The 14,100-nt window shown below is 60.0% G+C and carries 2 protein-coding genes; one reads left to right on the forward strand and one right to left on the reverse strand.

Going from position 1 to position 14,100, the window contains the following annotated elements; genetic code table 11:
• Positions 1–45: 45 nt before the first annotated feature.
• Positions 46–13,095: a DUF7507 domain-containing protein gene (locus JZY06_RS11615; RefSeq protein ID WP_207279715.1), complete on the reverse strand. Its 13,050-nt coding sequence runs from the start codon at positions 13,093–13,095 to the stop codon at positions 46–48.
• Between JZY06_RS11615 and JZY06_RS11620 the strand changes: the two genes are divergently transcribed.
• Positions 13,094–13,645 (forward strand): hypothetical protein, encoded by a 552-nt coding sequence (locus JZY06_RS11620; RefSeq protein WP_207279716.1) that lies wholly within the window; start codon positions 13,094–13,096, stop codon positions 13,643–13,645. The two genes, JZY06_RS11615 and JZY06_RS11620, sit on opposite strands and share 2 nt — an antisense overlap.
• Positions 13,646–14,100 lie beyond the last annotated feature (455 nt).

The following is a 14,100-nucleotide window of genomic DNA, read 5'->3' on the forward strand; positions in this document are numbered from 1 at the left end:
AGCCGCCGGGGACACGGCCCGACCCGGGCCTGACGGTGTTTCCGGCTACCGGTTGCGGTGGCGTTTGCGCCCGGTGGCAAACAGCAGCACCAGACCTGCACCGATCAGCAGCAGGCTGAGCGGCACAACCACCAGCACGTTGGCGCCGGTGACGGCCAGCAGGCGCGGCGTGTCCCCGGGGGCGTGGTCGTGCGGTGATTCAGGTGCCGTGGTCGGCGGGGCCTGCGGGGCGGGTTCCGTGGGAGCCAGCAACCGGGCAATTCCGCCGATCACCGCCGCCGGGATCAGCGGGATGAGCCAACCGGCCGACGAGGTGGTGGTGTTCTCTTCCCGGGCGGGAACGGGGTGCTGTTTCGCTTTCAACGACAGGGTCGACTGGTTGTCGACGGTGCGGTCGGTGACTGCGGGCAGCATGCTGCCGGGGATGGAACCGTAGCTGGTTGCCGGCCCGCCGAAGCTGCCGCGGGCGGCATCCCGGGCGGTCACCGTGTACCCGGCAGAGCGGCACTGCATGGTTTCACCGACAGCCAGATCGGTTTTTTCGCAGGTGACCGACGCCACCGACGGGTCGGCAACGGAGATGCCGGTCAGCGGGGTGGTGCCGTTGTTGGTCACCGTGTAGATGAACACCACCTTGTCGCCCTCGGTATACACCTTGGCCGGATCCGCGACCGTCTTGGTCAGCGAAATGCTCGGGCGCTGGTCAAAGGTGACGGTTTTGTCCGCGGTCACCGGCCCGACGGGGACACCGTCGATCGAACCGGTGGCGGTGGCCGTATTCGTCAGATCGGGCTGTCCCTGCTGGTCGGCGTCGGTGATGGTGTAGCGGGCCACACAACCGACCGTGGTGCCGGCGGCGAGCGTGGCACCGTCGGCAGTCACCAGGCCCGGAAGCACCGGGCATTCAATGCTGCCGCCGGCGTCGGTGATCAGCGGATCAGCAACCACCACATGGTCGACGGCCACCGGTGAGGTGTTCGACACCCGCAGGCTGAACACCACGCTGTCACCGGCTGCCAGCCCGGCGGCCCGGTCGGCGTCCTTGTCGATCGCCAGGGCACCCTCGGCCGCCGGGACCGTCGAGGTTGACGGATCGGACACCACCGGGGTGCGGTCCGCCGGGGTCAGGGCCGACACCGAGGCGGTGTTGATCACTTCACCGGAGCGGGCCTGCTGCGCGGTCACCGTCACCGGCCCGGAGAAACATTCCACCGACCCGCCGGGGGCCAGTCTGGTGTCCGGGCAGTCAACCGTCGTACCCAACTCGGCCAGCTGCCCATCGTTGACGGTCAGCCCGTCGAGGGTCACGGTGCCGGTGTTGGTGACCGTGAAACGGTAGACGATCTCATCGCCTGCCCGGTAAACATGACCGTTTGTGTGGCCGTCGACTGTCTTGGTGACGGTGATACCCGCACGGGCGGCCACGGGCACCGTCGCGGAGGCTGTCAGTTGCTTCAACGCAATGTCGTTGAAACGCCCCACCGCCGAGGCGGTGTTGACGATCGCGGTTTGCTTGTCCAGATGCTCCTGGGTCACGGTGGTGGTGCCACGGCAGGTGATGGTGCCGCCGGTCACCAGGTCGGCACCGGTCCCGCTGAGTGCCGCCTGATCCGAGCACGACAGATTCTCCAGCCCCGCCGCAGCGTCGGTGACCACCACGTTCGACAACGGGGTGGTTCCGTTGTTGCGCACGGTGATCGTCCAACCGATGACATCGCCGGCGTTCACCGGTCCTTCGGTGTCGGCGGTTTTACCGATGAACAGTCCCGGATAGCCGGTGGCTGTTTCCACCGAAGAAGTGCCGGTGGCTTCCTCCCCGCTGAGGGTGGCGCCGGTGGCGGTGGCGGTGTTGGTCAGCTGCCCGCGGGAAGCCTGCTCAGGGGTGACGGTCAGCTCCGCAGCGCTGCACTCGACGGTCTGGCCGGGCTTCAACGGTTGTTCCGGGCAGGTGACCGCACCGGTCAACGGGTCGGTGACACCAATGTCAAACAGGGTCCGGCTGCCGGTGTTGCGCACCCTGAACCCGTAGGTGATGGTTTCACCCTCGGTGTAGTGGCGTGCTTCAGAGACCAGGAACTTGTCCAGTTCAAGTGACTCGATGCCGTTGATCGGGGTGGCCACCGTTGACGACCCGGTGGCGGTTTTGTCGCCGATGGATCCGGACACGCTGGCGGTGTTGACCAGACTGACCGACCGGTCCAGATCGTCCTGGGTGACGGTGTGGGTGCCGGTACAGGTGAACTGTCCGTCGACCGGCAGTGTCATGCCCTCGTCGGTGAGGGCACCGCCGACCACGGTGCCGCAGTCCAACGGATTGTCGCCGCCGAACATGCTGTCGGTCACCCGCAGCCGGTGCAGCGGGGTGGTTCCGTCATTGTGCACCCGAACGCTGTAGCGTATTTTTTCGCCGAGGCCGGGTTTGTCACTGTCACCGGTGTCGGCGGTTTTGGTGATGGTCACCGACGGCACACCCGTGGTCACCGAAGCCGTCGACTCGTTGGAGACCACCGGATCCGGTGTGGTTGCGTCCGCCCGGACCGGCGGGGTGCCTTCGGCGCGGGCGGTGTTGACCACCCGGCCGGCCGCAGCCTGCCCGTCGGTGACGGTGACCTGCGGGGACAAACACACGGCCGTGTCGCCGGGGGCGAGTACCAGCTGCTGTGGTGCCACCCGGGCCGGTTCAGTGTCACCGGTGCCTTCAGCGGTGTCAGCGGCCGGTGTGCCCGCCCCGGGGGCCGGGGCAGTCGGGTCGACGGGCAGCGAACAGGTGATGTTGTCGGCTGCGTCACCCAACGACGGGTCGTCGATGGTGATGCCGTGCAGGGAAACGTCACCGGTGTTGCGGAGCGTGAAACGGTAGCCGAACTGTTCCCCGGAGACGTACAGGTCCTTCAAATCAACCACGGTTTTTTTAAGATTCAGCGCCGCGAGGTCACTGACCGGCGTCACCGTCGACGAGGTCATCGACGGGTTGGTTGCCGGATCGAGCGGGGTGTCGTAGGAGTTGCCGTGGACGGTGACCTCGTTGACGAAGTCGACGCCGGCGTCGATGTCAGCTTGGGTGGCCACCACCTGCGCCTGGCAGCGCACCACCTGGTTTTGGTTCAGATCAATGCCTTCGGCCCCGGGGCCAAACACTTCAGCTGCGTCAACGTCATCACAGGTCGGGATGATGCGACGGTCTGTGAGCAGCGGATCGGACAGTGTGACGTGGTTGAGCGGAACGGAACCGGTGTTTGTCACCACGAAGGTGTAGGCGACGGTGTTACCTGCCTGCAGCCGGTCACCGGGTTGTTTGCCGATGATCCGGGCGGTTTTGTCCACTGCCAGTCCGGGACGGCCCACCGGGATGGTGGCACTGTCCACCCCGGAGTTGATCTCCCGGCTACCGGGAATGTCGCTGCCTTCTTCCGGTGCCGTCGGCGCGGTGGCCACAGCTGCGGCAGTGTTGGTCAAGGTTCCACCGTCAGCAGGAACATCCCTGTCCGTGAGCACATATGCGACATCACAGGTCCTCACTCCACCGGGAGCCAGAGTGGAGGGCGCATTGCATGCATCCAATGACGTGCTACCGGCCACCATCTCATCGTTGATGGTGGGATTGGTGAGGGTGACATCACCGGTGTTGCGGAGAATGAACCGGTAGGTGACGGTGTCACCGGGACGGAAAATACGGGAAGAATCGTTGTCCACGACACTCTTGGTCAACACCAGGGAGGCTCTGGTACTGACCGGCACTTCCGCCGATGCGCTCGGCGGGGTGAGTGTTTTTGTCCCGGAGGTTCCGGTCACGGCCGCGGTATTGATGATCTTCTGTTGGCGATCGACCATGTCCTGGTCGACAGTGCTGGTCAGCCTGCAGGTCATGCTGCCTCCGACCGGCACGGTGATTCCGGCACCGGTGATCACCGCGTTGCTGTCACCGCAGGTGATCCGCCCCTCGTCGACGGCAGCCCGCACATCCTCCGGGGTGGCGCCAAATTCGGGATCGGCGATGGTCACACCCGTCACCGGGGTGGAGCCGGTGTTGGTGACCTCAATCAGCCACGTGATCGTGTCCCCTGCTTTGTTCGCTGTCTCCCCGTCCAGGGCTTTCTTCGAGATGCTCAACCCCGGGGTGCCCACGGTGATGGGGGTTGTGTCGCCGCCTGTCACCACACCACCGGTCACCGGGGAAGCATTGACCGTCACCGGGGAAGCATTGACCGTCACCGAGTTGATCAGTGACCTGCCGAATTCGGCAACCAGGCCGCCATCTGTGCTGGTGGCGAGGAAATCAGCATCACCCTGGGTCACCGTGAACTCCGGCTGCGGGAGGCACACCATGCTCTCCCCGGAGCCGAGGGACTGCTTCGGGCATCGAAGAGTCACGGCGCGGCCGGAGTTCGTCGAATCGAAAAGGCTGAAATCCTTCAGGGACACCTCACCGGTGTTGGTGACCTGTACCCGGTAGGGGACAGTATCGCCCACCAGATAGAAAGGCTGCAGGTTGGCGACAGTTTTTTCCACCTCCACGGCCGCCTTGGTGGAGACCGGCGAACTGGTGGTGGAGGAATCTTCCACCTTGTTCCCGCGGTAGGACCCGGTGGCGGTGGCGGTGTTGTCGATCGGCTTGCCCGAGTCAACTTCCTCCTGGGTCACCACGTGGGTTCCGGTGCAGGTGATGGCATCGGCTCCACCGTCGTCCCCGAAGGCGGCACCCGCCCCCACAATCGCGTCATTGTCACAGGTCAGCTCGCCCTCGGCGAACATCGGGTCGGACAGTGTCACCTCCTTTAACGGAGTATTGCCCGTGTTTTTCACCGTGATGGTGTAGTTCAGGGCATCGCCGACACCAGCAGTGCCGGGGCCTTCGACTGTTTTGTCGACGGCAATGGCCGGCACCCCGACAGCAACAGTCGCGGAACTTTGCTCCGAAAATACCGGTTCCTCAGACCACGGCGGGGTGGCTTGGGCCGTGGCGGTATTATCCAAAAACCCACCGGGTGCCGCAGCTTCGTCTTCGGTGACGGTGTGGGAGGCAGTAAAGACCCGCTTCGCTCCGGGAGCAAGCAGGCCATCACAGTTTTCACTGCACACAGGCCCAGTCCCGAAGGACATGTCATCGTTGATGCTGATGTCTGTGACACTGACCGTGCCGGTGTTGGTGACCGTGAAACGGTAGTTGACGGTGTCACCGGCCAAAACATACTCGCCTTCGGCAAGTGAGTTGTTCTCAGCCGTGGTGGCGGAGACAACCTCCTTGTTCAGCGACACGGACACCGACCTGTCGAGCTCCACCGTGGCCGTACTTGTTTTCTCTTTGGTTTTGGCGGTGCCGAAAGAGCCGATCACGGAAGCATTGTTGGTTACAGGTTTGCCCGAATCCAGGTCAGCTTGCGTGACTGTCGAGACCATGGTGCAGGTAATCACTCCACCAATGGGCAGCACACGAATAGATCGATCAGCGGTCGTGGAGTCGGGATCGCCGGTGCTGATAAACGCCGATTGGTCGCAATCGAGGGGAGCGGTGTTGTGGGCACCACTGGCTTCATCACCCAACAACACGGAGGTAAGCGGAGTGGTACCGGTGTTTGTCACCTTGATTTTCCAGGTGAGAGCCTCCCCCCGCTTCGCCTTTACCGGGGACACGGTTTTCTCAACCGATACATCGGGTACGCCGGTCGTGACCGTGGTGGAGGAAGTGGAGCTAATCGACGGCGAGCCTGGCGTATCACCGGGTTTTTCAGCGGTGACGGAAGCCTTGTTGACGATACTGCCCCGCTGGCCTTGCTGCACGGAAATCTCTATGGAATAGGTGCAGGTGTAGCTGTCACCGGGAGGGAAGCTGGACAGGGGGAAAGAAATTTCCTTTTTCTCTTTCTCGTCGTTGTGCGTGCACGACAAGCTGCCGCTGCCATTGCCGTGCAGACCTTTGGCCATGGCATCGGCAACCGTAACGTTTGTGAGTGTTTGGGTGCCGGTGTTTGTCAGCTGCAGCTGGTAGTCAACCGTCTGTCCGGGCGCATACAGCGTCTGCTCATTGAGCACGCTTTTGGCGAAACTGATTTTTGCGTCAGCATTAATGGTGACGGTTGCCTCGGATTTCACCGGATCCAGTTGCCGGTCGTTGAAGCTTCCCGAAAGGATGGCTTCATTGACGAAGTCGGCCCCATGGTCAATATCGTCTTGGCCAACAGTCACATCCGCATGGCATACCACCTCATCACCCGGCTGCAATTCGGCCCCGCCGTCGTTGAGCAAACCCGCATATTCCTCCGGGCATTCAATTGCGCCTGCTTCGGTACCGCTGCCAGTTCTGGTTCTCAGCCACGGGTCTTTCAACCGCACCTTTTTGACAACTGTGGTTCCGGTGTTGCGCACCGTAAAGGTGAACCTGGTGGTGTCTTGCGCATTGAGCGGACCGGCTGGGAAGGCTGTTTTCTCCAGCGTCAACGACGGGGTGCCTGCAACCATATCCACCGAGGAATCGTCACTGGTGATCGTCTCACTGTCGTTGGCGGGTATGCCGGCAGCCCGGGCGGTGTTGGTGATTTTACCCTCGCCCCGGGCATCTTCTTCTTTAACGACGTAGGTTCCGAAGCAGGTGAAAGAGTCACCCGGGGCCACGGATTTCGGTCCGCACCCGCTCAGCGTCACATCCTCCAGGTCATCGATGACCTCAACATCGTTGAGGGTGACGGTGCCGGTGTTGGTGACCCGGAACTTGAAGTGGGCGGTATCGCCCTTTTCGTAGACAGCAGGATCCTTTCCGTCGATTGTTTTGACAATCGCCACGCGTGTGTCCCTGCGGAGCGCAACAGTAGCCGTGGAGGTCCGCTGCGGGGCATCGGCAGCCAGTTTCTTGCCACCGAAACCACCGGTGACCGTGGCAGTATTGTCGATGGAAGTGTCGGCATCGACATCCGCTTGGGTCACGGTGGTGGTGACGATACACGTCATCGTCTGCCCGGGTGTCATGGACTGGGTGCCGTTCAGCAGTTTCTCCGGGCAGGTGAGCACAGTGCCCACGCCGACCATCTCATCGGAGAGACGGACATTGTTGACCTTGGTGTTACCGGTGTTGGTCACCTTGATCGTCCAGGTAATCGTGTCACCGGCGACGCGGGGAGTATCCGGTTTGTCGGCGGTTATGGCCACAGACAGATCCGGGGTGCCGACATTGATGTCTTTGGACGCGCTGTCTGTAACCGATGCCGCACCGGCCCTGGCGGTCACCCCGGCAGTGTTGGGCACAACTTTCCGCCGGTTCACCTCGGTTGCGTTGGCGATCATCTCCTGTGTGAGGGTGACGGGATCGGCGTGGCAGGCAGTGACCTCTCCCGGTGCGAGGATGGTTTTTTCGCAGGTGACCTTCCCCACCATCGGGTCGGTGACAGCGACATCTGTCAGCGTGATCTTGCCGTTGTTGCGCACCGTAAAGGCGTAGGTGACTTTATTGCCGGCCACATACATGGACTTGTGCTTCGGCACCCGTTTGATGATGTCCACCGATGCCGGCACCTTCACATGAACCTTGGCCTTGTCAGAGACATCCTTGATGGGCGTGCCATGGAAGGTGGCACCGACGGTGACGGTATTGGGCAGTGTGTTCTTGCGGAATGCACGATCAATGACCGTGGAATCCAGGGCCGCCAACGCATCGATGTCGTCCTGGGTCACCTTATAGGAAGCCACGCAGGTGATCTGCTTGTTTTTCGCCAATGCTCCGGCACGGGCAGGATTGACCGTGACAGTTCCCCGCTGACAGGTCAGCGAACCACCATGGTCGGTGACTACCGGATCGGTGATGACCACATTGTCCAGGTCAACACCACCATTGTTTGTGACAGTGATATCAAAAAGCGCGGTTTGACCGGCGGCGGTGATTTCTTGTCCCCGCCGGGCTTTCTTGCTGACCTTCAGATGCGGAACACCTGTGGACACGCTCGCCTCAGCGCTTCCGGTCACAGGAGTGTTGTTCGACGGGGTCACCGAAGACACATCGACATGGTTGGCCAACACACCGGGCTTCAACCTGGCCTGTTTTTTGGTGATGGTGTATCCCCCGGAAAAACAGGTCACCGACTCGCCCGGGGCCAACGACTTCAGCTTATCCTGCTGCTCACATGTGATGGCAACACCCGCTGTGGCGAGCATGCGGTCATCCAGTGAGATCTTTTTCAGCGTCACATCGCCGGTGTTGGCAACAACGAAACGGTAGAACAGTTGCTCACCGACGGTGTACTCGTCTTGTTTGTTGAGCACGGTTTTTTCGACCGCGATGCCGGCTTTATCACTGACTTTCACTTCGGCAGAAGCGGTCGCGGTTCCTGCCCACTCACCGTAGCGGCCTTTTGCGTTGGCTGTATTGACAATATTTTTTTCGCTGTCCAGCTGTTGTTGGGTGACAGTTTCCGTCCCCGTGCACGTGTAGGAACCGGGCTGCAGGGTAACCCCGCTAGGGCTGGTTAAACCAGATGGATCGCAGTCCAGTGCCACACCCTTGTCGGCCAGGTGTTTATCGGTGACGGTCACACCTTCCACCGGGGTGGTACCGGAGTTGGTGACAGTGATGGTCCAGGTGATCTTGTCCCCCTTTCTCTTTTTCTGTCCATCCGCATCCGAGGTTTTGGTGATCGCCAAACCAGGTTGACCAACGGTAATGGTCGCCGATGCATCATCACTGACGTGGCCACGCCCATCACTGCGGTCAGCGCTGACCTCAGCGGTGTTGGTCACCTCGGCAACCGGCTGCGCCTGAGCCGTGACCACATAGGGCCCCGCGTGACATGTCGTGAATGCTTCAGGGGCAAGAGTGGTCTGATCGCAGGTCACGGGGTTATTCTCGCCCAGCATCGGATCAGAGATCACCACGTTGTCAAGCGTGACTGTCCCGGTGTTGGTCACAGTGAAGGTGTAGTTGACTTCGTCATCGGCAACATAGATGGGTTTTTTCCCGACGACGTTTTTGTTCAACTCGATGCTGCCGCTCCGATAAGGAGTGATGGTGGCCGTGGCTTCGTCCGAAACGGTGCGTGTACCGATCTGGCCGGTGTAGGTGCCGGTGGCAGCAGCTTTATTGGGCAGAGTCTCCAGGCTAGGGGAATCAACATCATCCTGGGTGACGTTGTAGCTGCCTTTGCAGGTAAAGGAATCACCCACAGCCAACACACCCGTCCCCTCGAGCACGTTGCCTTTGGCGGCCACTTCCTCGCCCTCATAGGGATTACCTTCACCGTTGGTGATCTCACAGGTCAATTCCAGCGGCTTTTTGCCGTCCACCCAAGTGTCGACCAACGATACGTCAGCCAACGGGGTATTACCGGTGTTGCGGCCCACTATCACAAACACGCCCGGCGCGCCGGTGGCAATGGTGGCGTCCTTTTTCCCATTGACTGTCTTGGTGACGGCGATCTTCGGGACCGGGGTGAACAGACCGAAGTCGAGATTCTCAACAACTTTGCGTTGTGCTGTCGGCAGCTCAATCGGGGCTGATTCACCGGTCCCCCGGTTTGTGACGAAACGACCGGATTCGGTGATTTCCACCCGGGAGGTGTCGGGGTTGGCGATTCTGACTTTGAACTTCCCGCCCAGCAGGTTTTCGAAACTGTACTGCCCCGAACTGTTGGTGTGGACGGTGTGGGCAACGCTGTAGCTGTCGCTTTCCTCGTCGTAGCCGAGCAGCTGAACTTCCACACCCGGGTAGCCGTTTTCCCCGTCGTTTTTGTCCGCGCTGCTATTGGCATCGTCGTAGACGGTACCGGAAATCGTGTTGGCGATGACTTTGGTGCGAGCAGCGGCGGGAGCGGGAATCGGGCTGGCCGCAGTGGTGCCCGCAATGGGCAGGATGACCGGACCAATCGAATTGACGTACGTGTCATCGTTGTGGTTGCCGAACGTTGCAAACGGGAACTGCACCTGCACACCGGTGTTGCCATTGAGACCAGTACCCTTGATGTACACCGCAGTAATGCGCTTGCTCTTGTTCACTCCGGCGTAATTCTGCACAATTTCCGGGGTGAGCAGCTGCCAGTTCGTGTCACTGGGAGCGTTGTCGATTTTTCCCCGACTGTTTTGGTTGGTGCGGCAGGATTCACGCTCGTCCTCGGTTTGGGCCCCGGGGGGACATTGAGACACCGTCGATGGTTTGTCGGTGGTGTAGTACACCTCGAAGGGGGGCTGTCCGGGGCTCGATGCCGATGGCACCGCGGTCAGCCAGTAGTCCCCGTGAATAACCGATCCGCGTTTTCCGTCGCCGCTGTAGGGGAAAACATCAATGAATTCAAAATTCGGGTAAACACCCTCCGTCGTGTTGATGATCTGGGCCACATGGGTGAATTCATGATTTTTGGGAATCTGGTCTTGATAGGCGATTTTCTGCGCACTCAACAAAGAAAGCGAGGGAACCTCGATCGACAGCGGCCACGAAGCCCCGGCTCCCGGATAGTAGGTCTGGGGGTCGATGTAATTTCTGGGATAGTACCGGTCGTCATCCTTGGTTGCGGTGGGATCTTTGATATGGCTTGCACCGTCGACAAAGTTGTCGGCGAGCATGTCGAAGCGCTGGGTCGGCAACGCCCACTCCGGGGTGTAGACCGGCGCAGCGAATTTCGCCGGCGCACTGTCCCTCAACCAAAACTCACCGTTGACCTGCCCCGGGTGCTTCTCAGAGTAATTGCGCGGGAACACCGGATCATTCAACGGATCACCGGTGGTGTTTTCCCTGTCACCCAAAAGCCAGGTGCGTTCAATGTAGTGTTCCTTGGACAAGGAGCACTTATCGTAGTCATTTTCCAGCACATCGGGCCGGTGGTAGACATAACCGGCCGGAAGTTCAGTTTCATCAACCCGTAAACAGGTCGACAGGTACAAACGGGAATTGAAGCGGTTGGCAATAGTGCGGCCGTCTTCAACCCGATTGGTATTCATGGCCCGGGCGATGGAACCGTTGATTTTCATCAAAGACGATTGGACAACGTTGTACCGTTGACGACCGGCCCCTGTGGTTTTCAACACTGTGCCCGGTCGTGGACTGGTGTTGTTGTCCTGGTTGTGGATTGTCGGTTTCACGGCTTGGGCGATGTGCGCCTGTTTGACGTCACCGAATTCACCGCCGCCCTGTGACATGGTGAAGTAGTTGGTGGTAAGGAAATAGTTGCCGTTGCTGGTGGTGGGCTGATCCGGACCGATGGTTGTGGCATCGTAATACATGGTTGAGTAAGACAACGTCACAGGTGATCCCACATCCGCCAGAGCACCGGGAAATTCGATCAGAAAGCCGCTGGTGTCCCCGTATCCGGTACCGGGGCCGAACACATCAGCCATGCCGTTTTTTCCGGTCCTGTCCAGGTTGTTCGCGCTATCCCAAATTGCAACGAACTCCCCTTTCTCATTGGAGCAATCTGGGCGGTTGCCGTCCCCTAAGAGGTCCCGGTTTGTGGCAAAAATCCGGACACCGGGAAAAACACTGGTCAACACCGTGGTAGCACCGCTGGGAGAGTCACCCAAATGAATTTTGGCATCCCCCGACAACAGCTGGTGTCCGGGTTTCCACGCGACACAGAACCGGGGATTATCCCGCAGATCTTGCGGGTATGCCCGCAATCGCACGGCCGCCTGACCCCTGGGATAAGTCTTGTCGCCGTCGTGGATAACGGAATTACTATTGGCGTCTTCTTTGCTGTACTCGCAGTTTTCCCCCTCCGGGCACTGCCATTCGGTGAGATCGACGTCGAATTTGGCCCAGTTGTTGTTGGGGTAACCACCCTGATTACCGGATACCCTGTTCTCTTTTGTGCCGCTGATCAGACCGCTTTCCTGATCAGCAGTGGAAAAATCTTTGTCTTGTCCGGTTCCCGGATCCACGACATTACCCCCCAGCTGCGCGTTGTCCGCGAGCTCGGGAAAATCAGAGGGGCCGTTAAATCCCCGGATCTTCGTTGGGTTGCCCTCATCGTCAACAACAGTGAAAAAACCAGCAAGTTCAACAGGCTGCTTGGGAAGGTTTTTCACCGGGACCAGGAAGGTATAGTCCACATTTTGTGGAGTGTTGTAGTAGTTGCTGCTTAAACTCCTTTCACCCTTCCTTTCCAAGTAGGGACTACCGCTATCAAGGGGGGCTGGGGTTGGATCTTCGTTGTTGAACTGCACCAGCACCTTGGAGAAATCTTCCTCCGGGAAACTCTCCGGAAAACTGTTTTTATCCAGGGTAAACCGGATTTTTTGCGGGGGCACCGTGGTTGACTGGTTGGCACCAATAGCCTGGTGGTTCCATTTTTTTGTATTGGGCTGAACAGCGTTGACCTGCGGTGTGACAGTTAAACGCCGGTATTTCACACCATCAATGGTTTCATCGAAATCGCCGACATGACGACCCGAGGTGCTCAAATCAAAACGCTGAGAACGGAGAACTTTAATTGTTCGGGTAGTGATAGTTCCATTGCCGTTGTCCGGAGGAAGATCGTTGCCCTCGCTGTCCACGGGCTGCACCCTGGCGCCGAGCGTGTACTCGCCTACCAGCGGGTACTGGCCTGCATGATTGTGTGTCCCCGCCTTCGGAACCTTTGCCGACAAGGTGAGGGAATTCGTTTTATTTGTGCCGGGAATGGTGACCCGGTATTTATTGTCATCCAGTTTCTGCACCTCATTTCCAGACTCACTCGCAGGCGCGACAGCAATAGCCATGGACTTGTTGGCCTCACGCTTGTCCCAAAAGAACGTGATATCGACGCTGACTGGGTCAGTGCCGGTTTCCGAAGAAACTGCGAGCACATATGTCACCGGTCCCCCAGCACACACCCGACCGTCCGTGGTGGATGTATCCGAGTTGTCCTCGGCGTAACCGTTGCCGGTTTGCATGAAGCAGGGCTCCCCTTTCTCGGGTTCCGGGCCAAGACCTGCTGACTGAAGAGTCAAACCAACGGTGATTGCTTCATCATGCTCACCTTTGACCGTCACTTGTGCGGCACCGGGGGATTCCGGTGATACCGCCCACGAACGCGGCACCGACATGACACCGGCAACGACGGCGACGATCGCGAGGAATGCACACACCACACGAAGCGCGTTCCACCGCTGCTGTGACATGGCCGCCGGGACATCTATAGAAAACATGCAACAACTTTCTGCAGGAAAGATAAAAAAAGACAACGTGTCCCATTGCCTGGCCTTTGGTGTCCTTGCTGCGCCCACAACTGTGGTTTTCCGCCGGTTACGTTTTGGACGCGACGGCACACAAACAAACGGCAATAAGACAATCGGACGATTCCGGAAAATCGCCGACGACGCAATGGAGCCGCAGAAAGTTAATATTATCTATGGAATTGTCGGCAGTGAAACCGCAGATCTGCCGATTCCTCGCGGACCTCTTTCCGGCCAGATACCACCTGGTCGGCTACTGCTGCCGCAGCAACGATCGTGGCCCCGGGACAACATCCGGGATAAACATTTGGCGGCCCGGATGCCGCTCGACAGTTCAGCCCACCGTGGCCCCGACGGACATGGAGCCGCGCACATAGGTCACCGGCTTTGTGTTGTTCTTCCCGCAGCAGGTGGCACACCGGCACCGGGTATGGCGCCACCGGCAGCGCATATCCAGCCGGAAGAAAAGAAGCACCGGCACCAATCGGTACCGGCAGCCGCACCCTTTTTCTCCCGGGCATAGCCGCTATTGATCTGCGCGGGAGATTTTTTCCCATCCCCGTCGTTCAGAGCCAGTGCTGGTGGCCCCCATCGGCACGGTGACCGAGCTTGGGCACGACGGCTGTTGTGCGATTACCCCGGTAACCGCACAACAGCCACCAGCCCTGCAGGCCGCGTCACCGGCGCGGCCGGTTTCGCCCACGCAGCGGTAGTTCACGGCACCCTTGGGCTGTTCCATCAATTTTTCGCTGCGGTTGTGGTGCACCACCGGATGTCATACGGCTGCCGGTGATCGCACGCCCCTCGGCTGCGCCCGGGGCGGATGGCGGAAAAACCCTCTGCTTTTCTGCGGCAGACCGCACAGATTGGGTGGGGAAAACAAGCGGCTCTGCTGTGCCGGTTACCACAACCGGCACAACCCTGCGTCGCTGTTTGCGGGCAGCAAGGCAGGGTTGTGCGGGAAAAAACCGGGCGCGA

The organism is Corynebacterium mendelii (assembly GCF_017307055.1).
GTDB lineage: Bacteria > Actinomycetota > Actinomycetes > Mycobacteriales > Mycobacteriaceae > Corynebacterium > Corynebacterium mendelii.

What these genes read in the sequence shown, in the direction of transcription:
- JZY06_RS11615 (WP_207279715.1), bottom strand. Translation starts at nt 13,095, where the DNA reads ATGTTTTCTATAGATGTCCCGGCGGCCATGTCACAGCAGCGGTGGAAC.
- JZY06_RS11620 (WP_207279716.1), top strand. Translation starts at nt 13,094, where the DNA reads ATGCAACAACTTTCTGCAGGAAAGATAAAAAAAGACAACGTGTCCCAT.